We start from the raw sequence: 23580 nt of genomic DNA, 5'->3' as shown, positions 1-23580 counted from the left end.
TGATTGATTAACTACAATGACAGTTATTGTACGCGCCATTCAGTTAGTCTACTGCTTATCCAACTGAGCTTGTAAATCAGCCACCTGTGCCTTCAGGGTCTTGATTTGCTTTTCCTGCAAGCCCGCTGCCTGCTTGCTGTTGGAGTTTTGCAGGCGCTTGTTCAACCGGTCGTTGTCGACCTTTAATGCCGTGATCCGGTCGTTGCTGGTCTTTTCCAGCTCCTTGTAAGCGCGGTTGTGCTGGAAACTATTGATGGTTGAGAAGAGAATCATCAGGATGGCCCCAATTAAGATGGACACCAACAGAATCAGAATCAACGGCCAATGAACCGTGGTAAAGCCAAACGAAACGGGCACACTCTCCACGTTTAGAATTGCAAAAACCGCGACAACGATTACCAATAAAATAGTTACAACGATTCGCCATTGATTCTTCATCACTTCACACCAGCTTTAATTATTTTTTGAAACGGCACATCTACTTCATCAAAGTCCTTGACCACCTTGGTATTCTTGAAGACGTCGCGGGCCTGTTGTTGCAGGTCTAACGCCATCTTACCGGTGTACCGGGCGGAAATATGGTTCAATAATAACATCTTCACGTGCATCCGCTTGGCCAGTTCCGCCGCCTGAATGTTGGTGGAATGGTAATACGAACGGGCTAACTTGCTTTCGCCCTTGGCAAATGTACTCTCGTGCACCAAGACGTCCGCGTTGCGCGCCAATCGTTCTTCACCGGGCGTCTGCCGGGTATCGCCTAAAATAGCGACGATGCGGCCCGGTTGGGCGGGGCCTAAGAAGTCCTGGCCGTTAAGGGTCCGCCCATCTGGCAAGGTGACCGTTTCGCCGGCCTTGAGTTTCCCGTAAACGGGACCCGACGGAATCTGGGCCTCCCGCAGCTTGTCCACTTGGAGTTCGCCCGGATGATCCTTTTCCTCGACTCGGTAGCCAAAGCACTCGATGCGGTGATCCAAGTGCTGGGCGTAGACGCGGAACTTACTGTCCTCGAAGACTAACCCATCACTGGCCAATTCTTGATAATGAATCTTATAGGATAGCTTGGTCTCGGACACCCGCAGACTGATTTCTACGAAGCTCCGAATCCCTTTAGGTCCATAAATCGTCAGTGGTTCATTGCCCCCCTGAAAGGAGCGACTACTCAACAAGCCGGGCAACCCAAAGATGTGGTCCCCGTGCAGGTGAGTAATAAAAATTTTATCAATTTTACGTGGCTTTAAGGTCGTTCGTAAAATTTGGTGCTGTGTCGCCTCGCCGACGTCAAACAGCCAAACGGAGTTGCGTTCGTCTAGCAGACGCAAGGCCGTACTCGTTACGTTGCGGAACTTTCCTGGCGAACCAGCGCCGGTCCCTAAGAATTCAATTTCCATAATTTTTTCGTTCCTATCCTATTTAGAAGTCCGAACACCATTTTAGGGGATTTTCGGGCAAACCGCAACTTTTCCACCCCACTTTTCCAATTGTCTGGGGTCACTCGCACCTTGCCTAACGCTGCTGCAACGGCTCCTGCCGTTGCCACCCTCATCCCTCGTTGACTCCCGTGGACGCCCCGAACCCCGTAACCACTCGCTTTCACCCCTTAACTGGCAAATTTCCGTTAAATTTTCTGCGAGGGCTGGGGTTCCCCGAAAAAATTCGGTATACTGAAGGTAATCGAAGTCGTTGCCACCTTTTCTATGCAACGACGACACGAACTGGGGAGGGAGTGCCTTGCGTCTTATTGATTTTAACCGGTCCACGATTGATCTACATCCCGCGTTACGGCTCTACTGGGAACGCGACCATCAGCTACAGCCCATCACCGACCTCCAGCCGGGCGACCAGCAACTTTTGTTGGTCAGCGGGCCGGGACATCCCCTGACACTGGACCAATTTCGGGCCCGGTGCCAGCAGATTGACCCCCACGCGAGTCTCTTTATCGCGGCGGAGCCCCCCGTTCGGCTGTACGGTTACCGTCTTGTGCCTCACCAAATTTTGCTCGGTTGAAAGGAGTTTTACCATGCGTTTATCAAAAGTTGCCATCCTAGCCAGTCTGCTCGCCGTCGTTGGTCTGGCCGGTTGTCAAAACAACGCGTCAAAGAGTACCGCTAGTTTTAAAAACAGTAGTAGTCAGTCTAGCAGCTATCACGCCGCCAACCCAGATGCGGCTGTGACCCAATCGTCTTCCACTAAGAAAGAGGCCCAAACCTACGAACCCAAGGCTGACCAAACCAAGAGTGCGCGCTACGTAAAGTCGGGCAACCTAAAGTCGTCCGGCCAATACACCTACGACAAGGTCGGCACCAAGCTCCAGTTAGCTAAGGTCAAGCATCCCCGGACCACCATCAAGAGTGGCAATCTGACTTATAAAGTCACGACGGTGCGCCTGATCAAGAACACGGCCAAGACGGCGGCTGCCAAACGCATGGCCGCTCAGGCGTTGAACCTGACCACCCTGAAGAGCCCCTACTACACGATTCAGGTGAAGTTCACCATCACCAACAACGGTGACCACGACGTCACCACCGATGGCATTCAGGCGATTCGGTTGAAAAAGGGCTTAGAGCTGAACGCCGCCAACCAATTGAGCGACGCCAGTGCCGGCAAGACGATTGCCGCTCACGACAAGCTCGATACCTTCGCCACCGGCCTCGCCAGCGAAAAGACCAAACCTACTTTCAAGTCGGTCAAGATTGCATTCGCCGGCGCCTACGCGGATCATAAGCAAGTCGCCGACCCAACTGGCTGGTTGAAGTTAACGCTGTAGGGCCCAATCAAACTGAATAAAAACTGTCAGGACGTGCCGCAACTGGCCGTCCTTTTTTGCTGTCTTCACGCCACTATTAACCGGCACAAAAAAAATCGCCACCACCTAGATTTTTAGGCAGTGGCGACATAATAACAAATAGTTTTTTTAAATTGTAACGCCGACCAGCAATCAGCGACTCGTGTTCGTGACCAGAGGCTGAGGCAAGCTGATCAGCTGTGTCAGTGTTCTTAGCCGAGGTTTCTCACTCGGCCTAGAACACGGGACGACCTTTGAGACTGGTGACTTTCCAGGCTCGAAGGCGAGCTGGAAGACCGCCCCTCAGGCTGGAAGCGTTCCTCACAGCAGAGCTGCTTGCCTCAGCCGCCGGGAACAAATACCAAATTGCTGATTAAGCCATGTATTCGAAGGTGAAGTCGCCAATCTTAACCGAGTCCCCGTTTTGGGCACCGTGGCTCCGCAGGCTATCGTCAACCCCCATCCCCCGCATTTGCCGAGCAAAGCGTAAGAGACTTTCTTCATGGTTGATATCGGTCATTTGGAACAGCTTCTCGAGCTTGTCGCCGCCCAAGATCCAAGTGCCATCTTCATCCTGCGTCAGCGTGAATTCAGCTTCAGGCTTGAACGTGTATTCCGCAGAGGTAGCCACTTCTGGCTGCTTAACTGGGAATTGTGGCGTTTCGGCCAACATGTCCGCCGTGCGACCCAACAATGGGGTCAAACCATCGTGCGTCAAGGCGGAGACCGCAAAGATTTCTGGGGTCTGTGCCAACAGCTTGTCCTGCTTCAAGTTTTCCTTGAACTTGGCCAGGTTGTCCGCTGAATCCGGCATATCCATCTTGTTGGCAACCACGATCTGAGGCCGCTTCAAGATATCTGGATCGTACGTCTTCAACTCTTCGTTGATCTTTTCAAAGTCATCGTAGGGGTCGCGGCCTTCCAGCCCACTCATATCGATCAAGTGGAGGATGACCCGCGTCCGTTCAACGTGGCGCAAGAATTGGAAACCGAGTCCGACCCCGGTGGCGGCGCCTTCGATCAGACCGGGTAAATCGGCCATCACAAAGTCACGGCCATCGGGTAACCGCACCATCCCCAGGTTAGGGACCAGCGTGGTAAAGTGGTATTCCGCAATCTTGGGCTTGGCACTCGTCACCGTGGACAGTAACGTGGATTTCCCAACGGACGGGAACCCAACCAGCCCAACATCGGCCAAGACCTTCAATTCGAGTTGGACTTCAAACTCTTGACCAGGCTCGCCATTTTCGGCGATTTCTGGTGCCGGGTTCTTGGGTGAGGCAAAATGAATGTTGCCTCGACCACCACGACCACCCTTGGCGATCACGGCCTCGTCATCACTGGCCACCAGGTCGGCCATCACGGCGCCCGTTTCCAAATTGATGACCGTCGTGCCTTGAGGCACCTTGATGATGGTATCGTCGGCACCGCGGCCCGTCATGGATTTGATGGCCCCGTTGCCCCCGTTTTTCGCTTTGAATTTACGGGAGTACCGGAAGTCCATCAACGTCCGTAAGCCTTCGTCGACTTGGAAGATGATGTTGCCACCACGACCACCGTCACCACCGGCTGGACCACCGTTTGGCACAAATTTTTCGCGCCGGAAGGCCACCATACCATTTCCACCGTTGCCGGCCTTCACGTTAATTTTAACTTGATCTACAAACATAATTTTTATTCCTCGTTTTCTAAACCAGCGCGTGCTGCTTTCTCTCTAAGACTCCTGCTAGCCAGTATACCGGCAAACGGTCGCCACGTCAAAGTTTCGTTGGCGTCCGGGGGCTTTTTATTTCGGCTGTTTCGCTTGCCAGCGTGATGTGGATCGTTTGGGCCACGGGCTCACTGATTCCCAGACCCCGCAAGTCATCCACGGAAGCCTCACCGATTTTCTTGGTCGAGCCAAATTTCCGCAGCAGTTTATTCCGCGTCTTCGGCCCCACACCCGGGATGCGGTCCAGCCGGGAACTCAGCGAGTGCTTGGTGTGGACCTGCCGATGAAAGGTAATCGCAAACCGGTGGACCTCATCTTGAATCCGCTGGACCAGGTAGAAGCCCTGGCTCTTGGGGTCCAAATGGATATGCGCATCGTTGGGACCAAACAACAGGTCGGCCGTCTTATGGTGGTCGTTCTTGACCATCCCGGCGACCGGAATGTGGAGGTCAAATTCGTCGGCTAAGACCTCCTTGACGGCATTCATTTGAATGTCGCCCCCATCCATCAAAATCAGGTCCGGCATGGCACCATGCTCCTTTAAGAGCCGACCATACCGCCGGCGAATGACTTCCAGGGTACTGGCGGTTTCATCCGCGTGATCCACCGTCCGTAATTTATATTTCCGATATAACTTTTTGTTGGGTTGACCATCAACGAACACGACCATTGCGGAGACCAAGTCGGCCCCCTGAATGTGTGAATGGTCAAAGGCCTCAATCTTGTGTCCGGGCGCAATGCCCAAAGCATCGGTGATTTCCTTCATGGCACCTGTAGTCTTACTTTCATCCAGCTCCAGCAGCCGAAACTTCTCGTCTAAGACCAGTTTGGCGTTCTTTCCGGCCATCTCCAGCAAATCTCGTTTGGTGCCCCGCTGCGGCGTTCTGACGGGCACCTTGAGCAGTTCCTCGATGACGTCGTGGTCAATGCTGGCCGGCACCAAGATTTCCCGCGGGAGCACCGTATTCTTCCGTTGATAGAACTGTACAATAAAGCTCGCCAATTCTTCTTCGGCGGAGTTCACGACGGGAAAGAGCCGCTTCTCCCGCTTCATCAAGCGGGCCTGCCGAATGAAGAAGACCTGAATCGACAACCACCCCTTATCCAGGTAGAAGTTGAAGATATCCCGGGGCGTATTGTCATTGGAAATGATCTTTTGTTTTTCAACCGTGGCTTCAATGTACCGAATCTGGTCACGCAGATCGGCAGCCCGTTCGTATTCCATCTCACCAGCGGCCTTGTCCATCCGCGTCGCGAGTTCCTTCTTGGCGTGGGCCACGTTGCCGTTTAAGAAGGACTTGATCTTGCGAATCTGCTTGGCATAGGCCTCTTCCGGCACCTCTTGGAAGCAGGCACCCAGGCATTGACCCATGTGATAGTACAGACACGGCCGCCCCTGAAAGCCGGTGCACCGCCGTAAGGGGTAGACCTTCTGCAGAAAGTGCATGGTCTCCTCCGCAGCGTACACGTTGGGGTACGGGCCAAAGTAGTAGGCCCCATCCTTGCGAATGTCACTGACCAGCAAGAGTTGGGGGTCGCGTTCATTGGTGATTTTAATGTAGGGATAACCGGTCCCCCGCTTTAATTTAATGTTGAAGTAGGGTTGGTGCTTTTGAATCAGGGTGATTTCTAACAGGAAGGCTTCCTTGTCGGTCGAGGTGATGATCGTTTCAAAGTCCACGATTTCACTGACCAGCTGGGCCGTCTTTCCGGTATGGCTGCTCTTGAAATACGAGCGCACCCGGTTCTTCAGGTTCTTTGCCTTCCCCACGTAGATGATCTGACTGTTGATGTTCTTCATCAAGTAGCAGCCGGGAAGGCCCGGCAGTAAGGCTAGCTTGTGTTCTAAATATTCCGACGCCAAGGAAAATCCCTCCCGTTTTTTATCGTTTAGATTAGCCTTTAAATTATAAAACGAATGTTTGTTTGGTGCAAGCGAAAGCCCCCGTACCACCGTCGCGGCCGAAAAAATGACAAATCCGCCGAATTCTGCTATGATTACTGAAAAAGCAAGGAGGTGGTTCGATTTGGCATTGAAAGTCAAGCGTCAAGACGACCTGGATTCCATGTTCGGTAAGTTTGCCCAAATGGACCCGACCGACGTTAAGCGTGACAAGTTCCTGAAGCGCAACGACGAACACAAGAACGACAAAAAGGGTAAGGGCCTGATCAAGGACGATCAGATCAAACATGAAAAGAAGCACGAACACGACTAGGTCGTTGTGCCAAAAAAGGTCTCGCGGAAAATTTTCCGTGAGACCTTTTTGTTTACGCGAATTTAGTGGTTCGGTTGATACCCGTGCGGATAACGCGCGTTAAGCCGCTTGATGTTATCCTGAGCGACCTCATCGAAGTCGATGTCGGCCCACTGGGAAATCTGGCTCAGGTACCACAGCACGTCGCCCATTTCTTTGACGATGGCGTCGTGATCCAGGTCCTTGCCGTGGAAGGTGTAATTTTTAACCAAATCAACGACCTGGCCCGTTTCGCCGGCTAGGCCCAGCGCACAATTCGTCAGGACCTGTTCGTTGCCGTACAGCGTCCGGTTCGCAGCTTTTTGATATTCGTTAAATTCCAAATTTATTCCTCCCCAAAGGCTTGTTGCTCGATCCAGTTCCAGACGGCATCCTTCCCAATCTTCTTGGGTGCCGAGAACATGATGATGTTGTCCGCATCGCTAGGCAGGTCCATCGTCTTCTTGATCAAGCTAACCGCTTGGTTCCACTTGCCACGCGCAATCTTGTCACTCTTGGTGGCAACGATCAGCGTTGGTAAGCCGTAGTAAGCCAGCCATTGATACATGGTCACATCGTCCTCAGTTGGCGCGTGACGGGCATCCACGAGGGAAACGACCCCTTTTAACTGGTCACGTTGGGTCAGGTAGGTTTCGATCATGTTGCCCCACTTTTCCCGTTCTGACTTTGAAACCTTGGCATAGCCATAACCGGGGACGTCAACGAAGTAGAGTTGGTCCTCCACGTTATAAAAGTTCAGGGTTTGTGTCTTCCCTGGTTGACTCGACGTCCGGGCATAAGAGTTCCGGTTGATCAGAACGTTCGTTAGTGAGGATTTACCCACGTTAGAACGACCGACCAGCGCAATCTCTGGGTACCCCGTCGTTGGGTACTGCACGGGGTCTACCGCGCTCATGACTAATTCCACATGATTGACTTCCATTAGTTAGTCCATCCTCTCCAAAATATCTTTCACCATTTTAACACAGAACGACTAGCCACATCGCAAAATTTCTGAAGCGACGTCGTGGAAGCCAGCCATGACGGGCACCGAAATTTTTTTAATTGTAAAATCCGTGCCACGAAAAAAGGAGCCAAGGCCTTCGCCCCGACTCCCGGTAACTCAAAAATTATGACGCCTTTTGATCCTTCAAGATCAGTTCCGGTTCGGCATGGTTGGTAACCGTGTCGGCCGTAATGACGACCCCGGCCACGTCGTTACGACTTGGCAGGTCAAACATGATATCGCGCATCACGTCTTCAATGATTGACCGCAAGCCCCGAGCACCCGTGTTCCGTGCGATGGCCAACTTGGCCATTTCACGTAAGGCGGCTGGTTGGAACTTGAGCTCAACGTTGTCCAAGGACAATAACTTTTCATATTGCTTGACCAACGCGTTCTTAGGTTCTGTCAAAATCCGGACCAAGTCGTTCTCGTCCAGCTTTTCCAGTGCCGTAAGAATTGGTAACCGACCAATAAATTCAGGAATCAACCCGAATTGTAAGAGGTCTTCTGGAATGACGTGTTGCATCAAGCTATCGCCTGAGGCCAACACGTTTTGTTCCTTGGTGTCGGCACCGAAACCAATCGTCTGGTCACCCAAACGTCGCTTAACGATACCGTCAATTCCATCAAAGGCCCCACCAACGATGAATAAGATGTTGGTCGTGTCAATTTGAATGAATTCTTGTTGGGGATGCTTCCGACCACCCTGAGGCGGAACGTTGGCAATCGTGCCTTCCAAAATCTTCAGCAGGGCCTGTTGGACCCCTTCACCGGAAACGTCACGCGTAATCGAAACGTTTTCGGCCTTCTTGGCAATCTTATCAATTTCATCGATGTAGATGATGCCCTTTTCAGCCCGTTCAACGTCGTAATCGGCGCTTTGCAAGAGCTTCAACAGGATGTTTTCAACGTCTTCACCCACATAACCGGCTTCGGTCAGGGTCGTGGCATCGGCAATGGCAAATGGCACGTTCAAAATCTTAGCCAGGCTTTGGGCCAGGTAAGTCTTCCCAGAACCAGTAGGTCCAATCACAGCGATGTTACTCTTCTGCAATTCAGGGCCGTCACTGTCGGCTTGCGCCATTTCATTGACCCGCTTGTAGTGGTTGTAAACGGCCACTGAAAGCGTCCGCTTAGCTTCGCTTTGCCCAATGACGTAGTCGTCAAGTGTCTTGACGATTTCAGCTGGCTTGGGCACTTCTAAGGTTTCTTGTGCGGCGTCTTGACTGTATTCTTCATCAACAATCTCTTTACAGAGGTCGATGCATTCGTTACAGATGTAAACACCTGGACCAGCAACAATTTTCTCTACTTGATCTTGTGATTTCCCACAGAATGAGCACGTTACTGGGCCATTCGTTTCGTCGGTGTTTTCAAACAATAAACTCACCCTTTCTCTCCAGGCTTAAGCCTTAATTAAATGATTCGTTTTGCTCAGTAAACCCGTCGAACTAATCAGGTTCCCCATCAATCGTGTACTATACCACAGTTGACGGCACCTGAAAATTATTTTGCCTCGCATGACAAGTTTGAGATATAAAAAAACCGGAACAACAGCGCCTGTCGTCCCGGTCATGTCTAGCGGCAACGATTATTCGTCGTCTTCGGCATCCTTCTTCTTGTCTTGCTTAGCGGAGTCGGCAATTAAGTCAACGGCACTCTTGATGGCGATATCATGCTTCAACATGTCATCTGAAAGGGCACTGCGAACAGCACTTTCTTCCATACCGTATTGGGCAGCTAAGTCCTTGACTTCAGCAGCAACTTCGTCTTCGGAAGGTTCGATCTTTTCGGCTGCAACAACGGCTTCCAGAACCAAGTTGGTCTTAACCCGCTTGTCTGCACCGTCAGTGAATTGCTTACGCAAGTCGTCTTCGGTCGTACCAGTCAATTGGAAGTACATCTTAGGTTCGATACCTTGTTGTTGCATGTTAGCCAGGTATTGATCCATTTGACGATCGATGTCATCCTTCAACATAGCTGCTGGGATTTCAGCGATTTCAGCGTTGTCAACAGCTTCACTGATGGCTTCGTCTTCGATGGCTTCGTGAGCAGCAGTCGTCTTTTGTTCCTTTAAGTTGTCTTTAGTCTTAGCCTTTAATTCTTCTAAGCTGTCAACGTCTTCGTCAACATCCTTAGCGAATTCATCGTCTAAGTCAGGCAATTGCTTTTCCTTAACTTCGTGGATGGTAACCTTGAAAGTGGCTTCCTTGTCACGTAAGTCTTCGGCTTGGTAGTCCTTAGGGAAGGTAACCTTAACGTCCACGTTTTCGCCAGCCTTGTGACCAACTAATTGGTCTTCGAAGCCAGGAATGAAGGAGTTAGAGCCCAATTCCAGGGAGTAGTTATCAGCCTTACCACCGTCGAATTGCTTGCCGTCAACGTAACCGTCAAAGTCGATAACAACCGTATCGCCCTTAGCAGCGGCTTCGTCTTCTTTCAAGACTAATTCAGCTTGTTGTTGACGTTGCTTTTCTAATTCAGCGTCAATGTCCTTTTGGTAAACACGGGTGTTTTGCTTAGTAACGCTAAGGCCCTTGTATTCACCAAGCTTAACGTCAGGCTTAACCGTAACGTCAGCCTTTAAGACCCAAGCCTTACCCTTGTCCATGGATTCAACATCCACTTGGGGTTGGTCGACTGGTTCGATGCCAGCTTCTTTGATAGCAGCTTCATAAGCTTCTGGCAAGACAATGTTTAAAGCGTCTTGGTAGAGTGCTTCTTCACCGTACATTTGGTTGAAGATTTGACGTGGAACCCGGCCCTTACGGAAACCTGGAACCGCTAAATTCTTCTTAGTTTGTTGGAATGCTTTGTCCAAGCCTTCCTTAATCTTATCAGGAGCAATTTCAAAGGTCAGTTCGCCTTTAGTAGCTTCCTTTTTTTCCCACTTTGCAGCCATTATTTTCCCTCCGAAATGAAAGATATTACTATTTACAATTCTAGCAATTGCATACTGTATTAGTGTACCTTATGGCGCCCAAATTGTAAAATGATTTTTGCCGAAACACCGTGAATGGCGCGGATTCTTTGCATATTTTCGCAGAAAATTCACAAATTGAAACCGTTGACCACTGAACACGGGTTTGAATTTCTGGTCAAAACAAAAGGGACCGAAAAGATAAACTTTTCGACCCCTCTTGCAGATACCCTAATTAATTAAAATTAGTCGTCAATTTCCGTAACGGTACCGGCACCAACGGTGTGGCCACCTTCACGAACAGTGAACTTCGTACCCTTTTCAATGGCAGCTGGTTGGATCAGTTCAACAGTGAACGTCACGTTGTCACCAGGCATAACCATTTCAACGCCATCAGGCAATTCAATAACACCAGTGATATCAGTGGTGTGGAAGTAGAATTGTGGACGGTAGTTGGAGAAGAATGGCGTATGACGGCCACCTTCTTCTTTGCTCAAGATGTAGACTTCACCCTTGAACTCCTTGTGCGTTTGGATCGAGCCTGGCTTAGCCAAAACTTGTCCACGAACAACTTGTTCACGGTTAATCCCACGGAGCAATGCACCAACGTTATCCCCGGCTTCACCAAGGTCCAACGTCTTACGGAACATTTCAAGACCAGTAACAGTCGTCTTCAATACGTCGTCATGTAAACCAACGATTTCGACTTCGTCACCAACCTTAACCATCCCACGGTCGATACGACCAGAAGCAACAGTCCCACGACCAGTGATCGTGAAGACGTCTTCAACTGGCATCAAGAATGGCTTGTCGTTTTCACGTTCTGGAGTTGGGATGTAATCATCAACAACATCCATCAAGTGAAGGATAACCTTTTCTTGTTCTTCGTCGCCTTCGAGAGCCTTCAAAGCAGAACCGCGGATAACAGGAATGTCATCACCAGGGTAATCGTATTCTGAAAGCAACTCACGAACTTCCATTTCAACTAAGTCGACAAGTTCGTCGTCGTCAACAAGATCAGTCTTGTTTAAGAAGACGATGATGTATTCAACACCCACTTGGCGAGCAAGCAAAATGTGTTCACGGGTTTGTGGCATAGGGCCATCAGTAGCGGCAACAACCAAGATAGCACCGTCCATTTGGGCAGCACCGGTGATCATGTTCTTGATGTAGTCAGCATGTCCTGGGGCATCGATATGCGCATAGTGACGCTTTTCCGTTTCGTATTCAACGTGAGCGGTGTTGATCGTGATACCACGTTCACGTTCTTCTGGAGCAGCATCGATATCAGCGTAATCTTCGGCTTTTGCTAAACCTTTGCTAGCAAGTACCTTAGTGATTGCAGCAGTTAACGTCGTTTTCCCATGGTCAATATGGCCAATAGTACCAATATTTACATGGGGTTTAGTTCTTTCATAATGTTCTTTTTCAGCCATTAATGAAACCCTCCTGTATTTTATCGCAAGCGCAATTTATCTTCCGAAGAAAACAAACTACCCTTTGCGTAAAATTATACTACTTCTTTTCAGAAAGGGAAAGCTGGAACCCTCCCAAAAAAGAATCCTTGACCAGTATATATGCTGAAGAATTATTTGTAAACTAAAATTTCACTCATTTTCGGGATTTTCGGGATTTTGTCCCCCGATTACATCGAAGAGTTCCGCCATGAAGCGGTTTAGCATGGTTTGCCAGTCTTGCATTTCCTTAATCATTTCTTCAGAAACGGTGGACGTCAGGGGCAATCCCGCAATGGTTTGCGCCCAACTGACCGGATCCGTGATGGTCCGATCAATGAATGGGTACAGCATCATCAGCTGTAACGTAATCGTTTGCTGCAGGTTGGCTGCCAGCATCGGATCTTGCTGGCCTAGATCTTCCTGCAAGTATTTCTGAAACGCCACAGCGGCCTTGCTCGTCCCCACTGGCTGGAGTTCCTTCACGGCCACAGTGTAGATCTGATCATCTAACCAGTGTAGTTTGACCGTCTGATCGACGTGTAGCCGCATGAGGCCCTCCAGCAGGTCTGCCCGCAGTAAGGGGTGCAAAAAGGGATCGACCAGCAGATACTGCACACCCTGCAAGTACATGGCTAGCGGCAGCTGACGAGCATGTTCCAAGCGCTCCCGTTGCTCGTTAAAGGGGACATCCCCCAGGTGATAGAATTGTTTGGCAATTACCCGTTGCGTTGCCGCGAGGGACTCGGTTGAGGCCGCCTCGGCTGCTTCGATTTGGGCCAGGCCCCCTGCTCGCCAAGTTTCGGCTGCAGCTAGGGCACAGAATTCACGAGCAAAAATAAATTGTTGATTCTTCAGGGCCACGTCCAGCCGGAGCTGAAAATCTTTGGCTGACGTCAAATAAACGCTGTTCTGCTCGGCCGCATATTGTTCGGCCATCAGATATTTCTGGTCGTGGTAAAGACTGGCGACCACATAGCGGTTTAATTTGGCCGTTTGTTGGTCCTGATAGAGCGTTTCGAAGAGGTCACTAGCGATTGACCACTGACGACTTTCAAACGCCGCTACGGCCTTCTGATAGGCCTCATCACGAGCCGCCGGACTATGAAAATTTGACATGGGTCTTCCTCCTTTGGGGGTATCTCATCGCCAACTCAAAACGGACCCCTGCCGAATCGGTAGGAGGCCCGCTCATTTAGTTAAGCTTGTTGGTCGGTCGTTGCGGCCGGTTTGTTGCTGTGATGCCGTTTCCGATTACGGTGTGGCTTATTCGCCGTTTTTTCTGCCTTGGCTGGTTGTTTTGTCTCTTTGGCCTTGGCTGGCTTCTTTTTAGCCTTAGGCTTGGGTTGGGTAGCAGGCGTTTCTTCCTTACTGCCATCCTTTGCCTTGCTGGTACTCCGCCGGTGATGTTGGTTAACTTCCATGATCACGGGCAGAATCACGGGACGCCGGTGCGTTTGTTCAAAGAGGTAATGACTCAAATGTTCCCGCACATCCTGCTTGAGGTGACCCCAATCAAACTCTTTGTTGTCCAAATTATTTTGAACAGCCTTCCGGATGATTTGACCACTCTCTTGCATCAGGTCCTTGTTAGCCTTCACGTAAACAAAGCCACGTGAGGTAATCTTAGGATCCGCCACGATTTGCTTCTTCTTGCGGTCAATGGTGACCACGGCGATAAAGATCCCGTCGTCGGCCAAGACTTTCCGGTCACGTAAGACAATGTTCCCGATGTCACCAACACCGATACCGTCAATCATGGTATCGCTGACGTCGATGCCTTCGCCTAAGCCCATGTTGCCCTTGTCATAGGTCAACACGTCACCCTTGGCCAGAATAAAGATATGGTCAGCGGGCATGCCCAACTCCTGGGCCGCTTCAGCGTGAGCATTCAGTAACCGGTATTCCCCTTGAATTGGGACCAGGTACTGTGGCTTCAACAGGTTCAGCATTAATTGCAGGTCGCGTTTGTAAGCGTGGCCTGATGAATTCAGGTCATCTGAAATAGCCTTGACTTCGCCACCGGCCCGGTAAATCATGTCGCGGGTCTGTGCAACCGTCGTATCCATGGCATGGGATGGCGTGGTCGTGATGTAGACCAAGTCACCCTCCAGGATATTTAAGTCTTTTTCTTGTTTGTTGGCCATCCGTTGAATTGCCTTGATGGGTTCACCCATCTTACCAGTTTGCAGGATAACTGTTTCGGCTGGTGACAGACTGTCCAGTTGGGCGGTCGTGACTAATAAATCATCGTCAAAGACCAATTTGCCCAGCTTCATCGCCGTGTTCACGATTTTTTCCAGGTCTTGTCCGGTCAGGCAGACCTTCCGTCCGGTTTTAGCAGCCGCATCAAAGACCTGTTGAATCCGCAGAATGTTCGAAGCCACACAAGCAACGACCACGCGGCCATCTCTGTAGTGGAAAGTTTCTTCAATGTCTTCCGCAATCGTTTGCTCCGAGGCATTCATCGCTGGATTTTCGGCGTTGGCGGAGTCGCTCAAGACTGCGAGCACCCCGGCCTGACCAATGCTCCCTAACCGCGCATAGTCGGTTTGGTAGCCTGGCTTAGCGGTTTGGTCAAATTTAAAGTCACCAGTGTAGATGATTTGGCCTTCGTCAGTCTTCAGATCAATTCCCAATGATTCTGGAATGGAATGGGTCGTTGAGAAGAAGGAAACCACCACGTCACCGAAGTCGATTTCCGTTTTTTCATCAATAATGTGAAAATCATCGTAATCTTTGATTTTGGGTTCAGCTTCGACGCCAATTTTAGCTAAGGCAATCGTCATTTCGGACCCAAAGACGGGTACGTTAAATTCGCTTAAGAAGTAAGGTAACGCCCCAATCGCATCGGCATGGCCGTGGGTCAAGAAGACCGCCACGATCCGATCCTTATTTTCACGTAAGTAAGCCCAGTCAGGAATGACCACGTCAATCCCCAACAATTCATTTTCCGGGTATTTTAAACCACAATCTAAAATATAAATTCCGCCGTTAACATCGACGGCGTACATGTTCTTCCCATTTTCGCGGACACCGCCAAACGGGATAATCTTAATCTTCGCACTCATAAGTTCACCTCAAGATATCTTCAATAGTTTTTAATTCAATCCTGGTATTGATCACCAGTACTTTATGCTGGGTAGAATAACCCAGATTCGTCCATGATTAAACTTTCTTCAGTTTACCACACTTTAACCGTTTGCAGTACTAAGATGATAGTTGAGGCAAAAGAAAAAGCCCCTCGCCATTTCTGGCAAGGGACTCCGGTGCGACGAATTAACGACGCAGGCCTAAGCTCTTGATTAATTCACGGTAACGTTGAGAATCAGTCTTCCGTAAGTAAGCCAAAAGGTTACGACGGTGACCAATCTTCTTCATCAAACCACGTTGTGAGTGGAAGTCTTTCCGGTGTTGTTGCATATGAACGTTGATTTCGTTGATATCAGCGGTCAAAACAGCGACTTGGACTTCGGTAGAACCAGTGTCACCTTCGTGACGAGCGTATTGCTTGATGATTTCGTTTTTCTTTGCTTGACTAATAGCCATGGTAAATATACCACCCTTCAAATAATTGCCCCAAACTGAGTAAGTCGGCGGTGGCCGCCTGGCGAACTAAGTTAGAGGTTTGTGCTTAAGCACAGTTATCTACTATACGGGACTTGCCGATAAAGTGCAAGTTTTTTCCCCGATTGCCTATCAAGTAAAATTACTTTACATTTATCGCAACAGGGTCTTGCATTCGGCCCCGGCCTTCTGTATAATTACATACGTTGAAATTAAGATTTCCGGTACAAAGGATTTCTCATTCGGAGGTGAAATTTTCATGCCAATTATCAAATCAGCAATCGAACGTGCCAAGACCAACGTTAAGGCTAACGAACGTAACTCTGCTCAATTGAGCACTATGCGGACTGCCGTTAAGCGTTTTGAACAAGCTAAGACCGCCGGTGCCGACAACGCGGAAGACTTATTCCGTCAAGCTAGTGCTGCAGTTGACAAGGCCGCTTCAAAGGGCTTGATCAAGCGTAACAAGGCTGCCCGTGACAAGTCACGGATGGCTGCACGTTTAGCTAAGTAATCAATTAATCAAAACGATTAGATGATGCAATCAGGCGATTGACCACTTCGGTGGTCAATCGCCTTTTTTGTCGTCTAAAAAAGGTGCCGACATCCCCTGCCGACACCACGTATATCAATCTTAGGCAACTTGACTCGCAAATTGCGTCATGAATAATGAAAACAGCATTTCTGGTTCCATTGCCGTCGACTTCATCTGCTGTTCGACTCGGAAGAGCCCCAAGTATGCCCGGTTCAAATCGGTCAACTTAAACCGCCGTTGACTCTGCAACGCCAATTTGATTCGGTACGGGTGCACCTTTAAGATGCTGGCTAGCTTACCCTGACTGTATCCCTGCTTGGCTAAAACCTTCGTCTGAATCAACAGCCGAAATTGTCCCTGCAGGATAGCATTGATTCGCAGGGGTTCTTCCTTAGCCTGTAGCAGTTCTCGGTATAGGGTCACTGCCCCGGCCGTGTCCTTGGCTAAGACCCGGTTGACCAGGTCAAACACATTTTGCGTTAAGGTCTGCCGCACCAGTCCGGTGACCGCCGCCAGCTCAATCGTTTTGCTGGGTAAGGAGAAGAGTTCCAGCTTGGGCAACTCACTCATCATGAGGGTCAGATCCGCGTCGGTCCGCTGAATCAATTCGTTCAACGCAGCCGGTGCCATGCTATAGCCATCCTGCTTGAGCTGTCCTTCAATAAACTGCCGCACCTCACGCTCCGCAAAGTTGCCGATTTCAATCGTCGTGGCAACTTTTTTTAATTGCTTCGAGACTTTCTTCCGGCCGTCTAGCTTCTCGTACGGGGCAAAGAAGACCAGTACCGTGCTGGGCATGGGGGCGCCCAAGTAGGTTTGAAGACTATCGATATCGTGGTCGACCTTTTGTTTCTTCGTTTCTCCGGTTAAAAATTGAGGGTTGTCGATGCAGACGACCCGACGTTCGCCAAAGAACGGCGCCGCCATGGCATCGTCCAGGGCGACCGCCAGTGGGACCGTATCCATGTCATAACTGGCAAAGTTCATGGTCTGTTCTTCGGCCGGCACGCTATTCTTGAAGCCCGTCTTCAACCGCCGTTGCAGATAATCCGCTTGGCCTAAAATTAAATAAACGTTGGCCAACTGTCCCCCGTGTTCGAGTGTTTTTAAAAGTTCATTGATTGTCACGACACTTGTGCCCCTTTAAGTTTAGTTTGCCAATACCCGTGCTTCCCCCGATAAACGTAGCGGATCATCCCGCTCGTTTGGGTACTCACCGCTGGCACCTGATTCTGTCTCAGCGTGGTGAGGGTCTCCACATTCGGATGGCCATATCGGTTCTGTCGACCCGCAGAAATAATTGCCCACTTCGGTTTTAGCTGGGCAATAAAGGCTGGGGCCGACGCCGTTTTGCTTCCGTGATGTCCTAATTTTAACACGTCCGTGTGCAGCTGCGGGTCCGCCACCAACATTTTCTGCTCACCGGCCTGGTCCAAATCCCCCATGAACAGGAAATTTAGGCCGCCAAAGGTTCCCTGTAGCGCTAGGGAATTTTCATTTTCGGCTGGTGCCGCGTGATAAGGATGCCGTACCAATAGGGGCTCCGGACTGCCCACTTGAATGGGTTCAATTTTGACCGGTGTGGCACTATTCTTCAATAAACGTTGCCAACCTGGTTCCGACTCCATCCCCGCGGGAACCAAAAGTCGCTTGACCCGTAGCTCCTGTAAAAAGGCTGGCAGGTCCCCAATATGATCGGCATCATGATGCGTCAGATAAAGATCATCCACATGATCGATGCCCCGACTCTTTAAGTAATTGATATTTGTCCGCTCTGCACCGTACGTGGTCGGCGTTGGCGGGACCCAATCGGGTTGCGGAAAGCCCAAGCGACCGCCGGTATCAATCAGGGATATTCGCCGGTTAAAGGGTGTCCGCAACAAAATGCTATCCCCCTGGCCCACATCAAAGTAAGCCACTTCACCCGACAGCGGCAAGTGAATCGCCCCGTAGACCAGCGCATAGCTCACCAACAACATCCCAACCCACCGCCGTCGTTGCCGGGGTGCTCGGGTAAACAGCCACCAGGTCCCAGCAAGCCAAAGCCAAGCCACCCACCACGCCGGTTTGCCAAAGGGCACATTCCCGGGTAACGTTGCCAACCAGGCTAAACCATCGTCTAAACCTTTCAATAAACCAGCACACCACCGACTGACACCGGGCAACCAGGGAAATGCCACGGTGCCCAACAACGTCACGGGTAAAATGACGATGGGAAACAGCGGCGCTACCAGCCAGTTGGCTAGTAACGTCAGACTGTGCCACTGAAACAACCCGCTGAGGAGGCTGGGCAGACCCAGTAATGTGAGGCCGACCTGTCGCCAGGCCTTGGACTCATCCTTTAGCAAAATCAGTCCCAGGGACAAGCCATAGCTCAATTGACTCCCCAGCTCAAATAGTAACCCGGGGTTCACCGTCAGCCCTACCAGAAAAGCCAGGGCCCACGCATCTAAGTTACTCAGTCGCCAGCCTAGGCGTTTACCCGTCAATTGAAGGCCGCGCATCCAACAAGCCCGGAGAACACCGCTCCCACTGCCGGCCAAGATGAAGTAAGCCGGTAAGCCAAGAAGCATCCCCATCTCCCAGTGCTCGCGCTGTAGTCGCAGGTGTACACACAGCCACTCGACCGCCGTCAAAAGTAGCGCCACGTGGAGCCCCGAAATCGCAAATAAATGGAGTAGGCCTAAGCGCTGCATCCCCTGTAACTCAGCCACCGACTCAGCTGCTTTGGCTCCTGGTAACAATCCCAACGCATAGACGCGTAATGCCCCTGGCAGGCGCTCACAGGCTTGAATCAGACGTGCTCGCCAATGATGTCCCCAGTCGGCAAACCCCGACGTCAGCGTGGATTTAGCCCGCTTCCGACTGGTGATGGCCGTAACCTTTAGCGTCTTCACGATTCCCCGGTGCCGCCAGTAAGCCGCACCGTCGAACTGATTAAAATTTGTGGCCGGCAAAATGCCTTGCTGTTGCCCACTCACCCGCCAGACAGTTGCGTGGCTCTCACGTTGCAATTGATGAAGCTCATCAGCCGTTTTCACCGCACCCCGCACCGTTAAGCCTTCGCCGGTCACAACATCTCGGGCCACGAAATAGTAGGCTGCTCCGCGCAGGACCACGGCGTCCGGCTGTACACGTAAGGTTCGATTGGTCAGTGTCGGGGTCGCAAATGGCAGTTGTCGGCGTGTTAGTGTGGCCTGTCGCATCCCCCAGAGTCCACCAAATAACCCGAGCAAGACCAGCGTCAGTACCCAGATGGTCCGTACTCGTAACGTCCAGACTCGGGCCAACATTAGTCCGAGAAGGAGCGCACCAGCCCATGGATGACCACCCATAACCACGCTCAGCGCCGCCACAGGGAGACTCATAAAGAACCAACGGTCAGCCGTCACTAACCTTGTTTGGGTTGATCAAACGGCAACGTCGACAATAAGGCCGGATCAACGGTCACCTGGTTTAACATCACATGCTTCAACTCGATTAACTTTTGGGCGTATGGGTCATTGTGGTAGCTTCGCATGTAGGTAATCTTGCGAATGCCGGCCTGCAGCAACATCTTGGTGCATTGGAGACACGGAAAGTCCGTGACATAGATTTCTGCGCCATCCGTTGCCTCGCCAAATTTGGCACACTGTAAGATAGCATTCATTTCCGCATGAATCGTCCGAACGCAATGACCGTCAACCATGTAACAGCCCTCATCTAAACAATGATCATCGCCCGAAACGGACCCGTTATAGCCCGCCGCAATGATGCGCTTGTCCCGAACCACGGTCGCCCCGACCGCCAGCCGGTTACAGGTGCTCCGCGTGGAAATCACTAGCGCTTGGAGCATAAAATATTGGTCCCAAGGAATCCGTTCTCGTTTCATCACAATTACCCCTTTAGCAATTTTAGTTTTCAGTATACCACCAGTTAAGACGTCGTGAGTTGATCTTGTAAATTCGCCACGGTCTTCGCCCCAAAGCCAGGAACCTGGGCCAAATCAGCCACCGTCTGAAAGCTCCCGTGAGCCTCGCGGTAATCGACAATCTTTTGGGCCTTCTTCTCTCCGATACCGGTTAGCTGTTGCAGGTCTGCCACCGTGGCTGTGTTCAAATTCACCACGGCCGTGGGCTTGTCGCTTCCCCCACTGGTGGCCGTCGCCTGGCTCCCCGGCTTTTGACTGCCGCTACCGGACGCTGTTGCCGCCGCACTACTAGTGGGTGGCTTTTCGCCCTTGATGGGAACGTACAGCTGTTGCTGGTCGGTCAGCCGCGTGGCGAGATTGATCTGTTGCCGATCCGCCCGGCTAGTCAGTCCACCGGCAGCCTTCAACGCATCGGCTACTCGCATGTCGGCGCCAAACTGATAAAGTCCCGGATGGGCGACCGCTCCCTGAACGTCCACAAACACCCGGGTATCGTGACTACTTGCCTGACCGGACTGTCCCATCGACGACTGTGTGACCGGCCGGTGACCACTACTAATAGCCGACGACTGTTGCATTTGCCCACTCCCGGTTGCGGACGGAATCATGGTCGATTCGGCCGCCTGTGCGGGCTGTCGTAGGGCTAACCAGCCACCCAGTACCACGACGCTAATACCAATTGTTAATCCTAACCACCGTTGCTGGCGACTCAATGTCAACCACCATTCTTGTATGCGACTCATTTTGCGCCCCCTTTACAGATTAACTGCGTAAACGGGACGCAAATGTTTTTTATTTTGCAAAAAAATTTTCAAAAATAAAAGGCTGGAAAAATTCTCCAACCTAATCACAAATCTTATTTATGCGTCTCCAGGTAGTGCACGGCGTCATTAAACGTCTTGACCGGCACGACCTTCATGTCTGGCGCATACTTTTTCGCCGTTGCTTTGGCCAATTGGTAATTGGTCTTGTGCTGCTCCTCGTACTTTAGCAGGAGTTTAGACGGTTTCACGTATGGCGCAAAGAAGACCGTCGCCCCGGCACGCTTAGCGGCGATAATTTTCTTATCGATGCCGCCAATTTCGCCCACGTTACCGTTGCCATCAACGGTCCCGGTCCCCGCAATCTTTCGACCGTGACGCAAGTTCTTGCCGGTGACCTGCGAGTAGACCTGCAGACTGAACATCAGCCCACCGGACGGCCCGCCGATTTGGCCCGCGTCAATAGAAACCTTGGGCTTTGCGGTGACCTTAACGTTATCCGTCAGCGTGATGCCGATACCCGCCTTTTTGGTTGGCAGGCGCATCAGCTTCTTGGTCACCCGTTTCGTTTGACCATTGTGCTTATAGGTAATGGTTGCCGGCTCCCCCACGGTTTGCTTCTGAATGTAGTGTTGGTACCCAACCATCGAGTTAAAATGCCGCCCGTTGACCTTGGTCACGGTGTCACCCACCTTAAGCTTACCAGCGAACGGTGACTTCGCATCCACGCTCAGCACGTAGATGCCCAGATAACGCCGCGTAACGGGCTTATGGGCCGCCTGATAGGCCGTGTAAATGGATTCATTGATCGCACTCTGCATATAAAAGTCCTGAACCTTGTCATAGGTGGCATTACTTTCGCCCCCGGTGACATCGTCCACGCTTTCAATGCTGTAGTAAGAATTTAACTTCGCGTATAAGTATGTGGCCGGACGTGCCTGTGACAGGGCCACGGACGTGATCATGTACTTGCCCCCATACTTATCGGGATGTCCTGGCATACTCACAAATGATTTTAAATTATCCGCCTCGCCCGGTCCCTCAATATACTTGGGTAATGGCAGGAAGAAAAACGCTAGAATCAGCAGTGAGAGGCCAATCGTTACGATAATTTGCCGCCACTCACGGCGGGTCAATTTCCACATCTACTGTTCACCTTCTAAGCGGGCAATCATGGCATGGGCCACCACGGGCGGTACCAAATTGGTGAGGTCCCCGCCAAACCGTGCGACTTCCTTTAACAAACTCGAAGAGACGAATTGATACTGAGGATCCGCCATCAAGCAAACCGTATCAACGTTATGATCCAGCGTTCGGTTCATCCCCGCAATACCTTGTTCATACTCAAAGTCCACGCTATTGCGAATGCCCCGGACCAGCACGGTCGCCTGAATCGACCGCATGAAGCTCACCGTCAGGCCACTTTCGACCCGCACACTCACGTTAGGCAAGTCTTTCGTGGTCTCTTCAATAAAGGCCACCCGCTCTGCCGTCGTGAACAGGCCACGCTTAGAGGTATTCTGTCCCACAGCGACGACCAGTTGATCAAAAATCTTGCTGGCGCGAGTAATCAAATCCAGATGGCCATTGGTCAATGGATCAAAGCTGCCTGGAAAGACCGCAATCGTCATTCGGCGTCACTTCCCATTCCATAAATGGTCAACTCGGTAATCCCATAGTCCCGGCGTTCAATGAAGTGAAAACCGTCAACGTCATCCGGTAATTTAGCCTGTTGGTCCGTTTCACACACGACACGGGCCGTTGGCGTTAACAGATTTAATTCCCGTAGCCGCGCCATCTGGAGCACAATTTTTTGTTGGGCGTATGGCGGATCAAAGAAGACCAGGTCGAATTGGTCGCCACGGTCAGACAATTCCTGTAGGGCTCGGTTCGCGTCTCGTTTTAAAATTTCAAACCGGTCTTCAGCCTTGGTAACCGCCACATTGTCCTTAATCGTTTGAATCGCCGCGTATTGACGATCAATCAAAACGGCCTGTTCGATGCCCCGGGATACGGCTTCAATACTGAGGCCACCGGAGCCGGCAAATAGGTCCAGACTCCGACCGCCCTCAAAGTAAGGCCCAATAATGTTGAACAGGGCTTCCTTAACTTTATCCGTGGTTGGTCGTGTTGCCATACCAGGAACGGCCTTCAACCGCCGGCCACCAAAATCACCAGCTACAATTCTCATTCTTCATCATCCTCTGCTTCAGGGTCTTGGTGGGCCGCCATCTCTTCGGCGACCCCGTTAAACGTTTCACTGATTTCTGGCCGTGCTGAAGCCACCACGCGCTTGACAAAGCGCAATTGGCTCAACTGGTCAGTTAATTTCTTGATGTCCTCTTGATTGACGTAGAGGACCACATAACGCATCTTCTTTGACACGTACATCACGGTCCCGTAGCGTTTTAGTTGGCGCGTCTGCTTTAAACTATAGGTGTAGACGATCAGACTCTGCCGCGCTTGCATTTCAAATGCCATTCGTTCGTCCTCCTTCTTTTCTGGGCTAAACCAGTCCGCCTCCGGGCTGTTGAAAATGGACCGGAACGCGGTGGGCGGCCGTCTGGAGCCAAAGAACGGTCTCCAGACTTACTTTGAACCGCTGAAAAACGCGTTTCAAAGATACCAATTCCCTATCACCGTTAAGGGAATTCCCACGGCTAAGCCCATTTTCAACAGCCCTGCGGCTAACACTAGTTC

24 protein-coding genes are annotated in these 23580 nt (G+C 51.0%); 4 read left to right on the top strand and 20 right to left on the bottom strand.

Annotated elements, in window-relative coordinates; all coding sequences use genetic code 11:
• Positions 1-48 precede the first annotated feature (48 nt).
• Complete coding sequence (locus JUF13_RS00805) at positions 49-438, bottom strand: lipopolysaccharide assembly protein LapA domain-containing protein (RefSeq protein ID WP_203637315.1); 390 nt, start codon at positions 436-438, stop codon at positions 49-51.
• Complete coding sequence (gene rnz / locus JUF13_RS00800; RefSeq protein ID WP_203637314.1) at positions 438-1388, bottom strand: ribonuclease Z; 951 nt, start codon at positions 1386-1388, stop codon at positions 438-440. Before rnz ends, JUF13_RS00805 begins: the two co-directional genes overlap by 1 nt.
• Before the next feature lie 340 nt (positions 1389-1728).
• Between rnz and JUF13_RS00795 the strand changes: the two genes are divergently transcribed.
• Together JUF13_RS00795 and JUF13_RS00790 are read left to right on the top strand one after the other, a co-directional pair.
• Positions 1729-2004, top strand: coding sequence for a hypothetical protein (locus JUF13_RS00795; RefSeq protein ID WP_203637313.1), 276 nt, complete (start codon positions 1729-1731; stop codon positions 2002-2004).
• Positions 2005-2017: 13 nt separating this feature from the next.
• The gene (locus JUF13_RS00790; RefSeq protein WP_203637312.1) at positions 2018-2764 is read left to right on the top strand and encodes a hypothetical protein; all 747 of its coding nucleotides are present in this window, start codon (positions 2018-2020) and stop codon (positions 2762-2764) included.
• Positions 2765-3155: 391 nt separating this feature from the next.
• Here the strand turns inward: JUF13_RS00790 and obgE are convergent, their stop codons facing one another.
• Both obgE and uvrC read right to left on the bottom strand, forming a co-directional pair.
• Positions 3156-4451, bottom strand: a complete 1296-nt coding sequence (obgE, locus tag JUF13_RS00785) for a GTPase ObgE (RefSeq protein WP_203637311.1) — start codon at positions 4449-4451, stop codon at positions 3156-3158.
• An 88-nt stretch (positions 4452-4539) separates the two neighbouring features.
• On the bottom strand, positions 4540-6357 hold the full coding sequence (uvrC, locus tag JUF13_RS00780; protein WP_203637310.1) for an excinuclease ABC subunit UvrC: 1818 nt from the start codon (positions 6355-6357) through the stop codon (positions 4540-4542).
• Positions 6358-6520: 163 nt separating this feature from the next.
• Here uvrC and JUF13_RS00775 point away from each other — a divergent pair, with 163 nt between their 5' ends.
• The gene (locus tag JUF13_RS00775) at positions 6521-6709 is read left to right on the top strand and encodes an SPJ_0845 family protein (RefSeq protein ID WP_125762950.1); all 189 of its coding nucleotides are present in this window, start codon (positions 6521-6523) and stop codon (positions 6707-6709) included.
• A gap of 62 nt (positions 6710-6771) precedes the next feature.
• Here JUF13_RS00775 and JUF13_RS00770 read toward each other — a convergent pair whose 3' ends face one another.
• The 8 genes from JUF13_RS00770 to rpsO all read right to left on the bottom strand — a co-directional run bounded on the left by JUF13_RS00770 (position 6772) and on the right by rpsO (position 15656).
• The gene (locus JUF13_RS00770; protein ID WP_125762951.1) at positions 6772-7071 is read right to left on the bottom strand and encodes a nucleoside triphosphate pyrophosphohydrolase family protein; all 300 of its coding nucleotides are present in this window, start codon (positions 7069-7071) and stop codon (positions 6772-6774) included.
• Between the two features lie 2 nt (positions 7072-7073).
• Positions 7074-7670, bottom strand: coding sequence for a ribosome biogenesis GTP-binding protein YihA/YsxC (yihA, locus tag JUF13_RS00765; RefSeq protein WP_125762952.1), 597 nt, complete (start codon positions 7668-7670; stop codon positions 7074-7076).
• 187 nt (positions 7671-7857) lie between these two features.
• Complete coding sequence (gene clpX / locus JUF13_RS00760) at positions 7858-9114, bottom strand: ATP-dependent Clp protease ATP-binding subunit ClpX (protein WP_203637383.1); 1257 nt, start codon at positions 9112-9114, stop codon at positions 7858-7860.
• Positions 9115-9324: 210 nt separating this feature from the next.
• A complete protein-coding gene (gene tig / locus JUF13_RS00755) occupies positions 9325-10635 on the bottom strand; it encodes a trigger factor (protein ID WP_203637309.1) in 1311 nt (436 codons plus the stop codon).
• 263 nt (positions 10636-10898) lie between these two features.
• Positions 10899-12089 carry an elongation factor Tu gene (gene tuf, locus JUF13_RS00750; protein WP_125762958.1) on the bottom strand — a complete coding sequence of 397 codons (1191 nt, stop codon included), beginning with the start codon at positions 12087-12089 and terminating at the stop codon, positions 10899-10901.
• A gap of 171 nt (positions 12090-12260) precedes the next feature.
• Positions 12261-13226 carry a hypothetical protein gene (locus tag JUF13_RS00745; protein ID WP_203637308.1) on the bottom strand — a complete coding sequence of 322 codons (966 nt, stop codon included), beginning with the start codon at positions 13224-13226 and terminating at the stop codon, positions 12261-12263.
• 80 nt (positions 13227-13306) lie between these two features.
• Positions 13307-15178, bottom strand: coding sequence for a ribonuclease J (locus tag JUF13_RS00740; RefSeq protein WP_203637307.1), 1872 nt, complete (start codon positions 15176-15178; stop codon positions 13307-13309).
• A gap of 208 nt (positions 15179-15386) precedes the next feature.
• On the bottom strand, positions 15387-15656 hold the full coding sequence (rpsO, locus tag JUF13_RS00735; protein ID WP_125762964.1) for a 30S ribosomal protein S15: 270 nt from the start codon (positions 15654-15656) through the stop codon (positions 15387-15389).
• 277 nt (positions 15657-15933) lie between these two features.
• Between rpsO and rpsT the strand changes: the two genes are divergently transcribed.
• A complete protein-coding gene (rpsT, locus tag JUF13_RS00730; protein WP_125762965.1) occupies positions 15934-16188 on the top strand; it encodes a 30S ribosomal protein S20 in 255 nt (84 codons plus the stop codon).
• Between the two features lie 120 nt (positions 16189-16308).
• Here the strand turns inward: rpsT and holA are convergent, their stop codons facing one another.
• The 8 genes from holA to JUF13_RS00690 all read right to left on the bottom strand — a co-directional run bounded on the left by holA (position 16309) and on the right by JUF13_RS00690 (position 23361).
• Positions 16309-17337 (bottom strand): DNA polymerase III subunit delta, encoded by a 1029-nt coding sequence (gene holA, locus JUF13_RS00725; protein ID WP_203637306.1) that lies wholly within the window; start codon positions 17335-17337, stop codon positions 16309-16311.
• Positions 17334-19577 (bottom strand): DNA internalization-related competence protein ComEC/Rec2, encoded by a 2244-nt coding sequence (locus tag JUF13_RS00720; protein WP_225893583.1) that lies wholly within the window; start codon positions 19575-19577, stop codon positions 17334-17336. Before JUF13_RS00720 ends, holA begins: the two co-directional genes overlap by 4 nt.
• A 23-nt stretch (positions 19578-19600) precedes the next feature.
• Positions 19601-20080, bottom strand: coding sequence for a ComE operon protein 2 (locus JUF13_RS00715; protein WP_203637305.1), 480 nt, complete (start codon positions 20078-20080; stop codon positions 19601-19603).
• A 44-nt stretch (positions 20081-20124) separates the two neighbouring features.
• The gene (locus JUF13_RS00710; RefSeq protein WP_203637304.1) at positions 20125-20862 is read right to left on the bottom strand and encodes a ComEA family DNA-binding protein; all 738 of its coding nucleotides are present in this window, start codon (positions 20860-20862) and stop codon (positions 20125-20127) included.
• A gap of 113 nt (positions 20863-20975) precedes the next feature.
• A complete protein-coding gene (locus tag JUF13_RS00705) occupies positions 20976-22025 on the bottom strand; it encodes a SepM family pheromone-processing serine protease (protein WP_203637303.1) in 1050 nt (349 codons plus the stop codon).
• Entirely contained in the window at positions 22026-22511 is a 486-nt protein-coding gene (gene coaD / locus JUF13_RS00700; RefSeq protein WP_203637302.1) for a pantetheine-phosphate adenylyltransferase, read from the bottom strand. It lies immediately after the preceding gene.
• Positions 22508-23071: a 16S rRNA (guanine(966)-N(2))-methyltransferase RsmD gene (gene rsmD, locus JUF13_RS00695; RefSeq protein ID WP_203637301.1), complete on the bottom strand. Its 564-nt coding sequence runs from the start codon at positions 23069-23071 to the stop codon at positions 22508-22510. Before rsmD ends, coaD begins: the two co-directional genes overlap by 4 nt.
• Positions 23068-23361, bottom strand: a complete 294-nt coding sequence (locus JUF13_RS00690; RefSeq protein ID WP_203637300.1) for a YlbG family protein — start codon at positions 23359-23361, stop codon at positions 23068-23070. Before JUF13_RS00690 ends, rsmD begins: the two co-directional genes overlap by 4 nt.
• Positions 23362-23580: the final 219 nt, after the last annotated feature.

The sequence above is a fragment of the Levilactobacillus wangkuiensis genome (assembly GCF_016861605.1).
GTDB lineage: Bacteria > Bacillota > Bacilli > Lactobacillales > Lactobacillaceae > Levilactobacillus > Levilactobacillus wangkuiensis.
The sequence above is the reverse complement of the archived record's forward strand: the minus strand, read 5'-3'. Positions and strand labels throughout refer to the sequence as shown.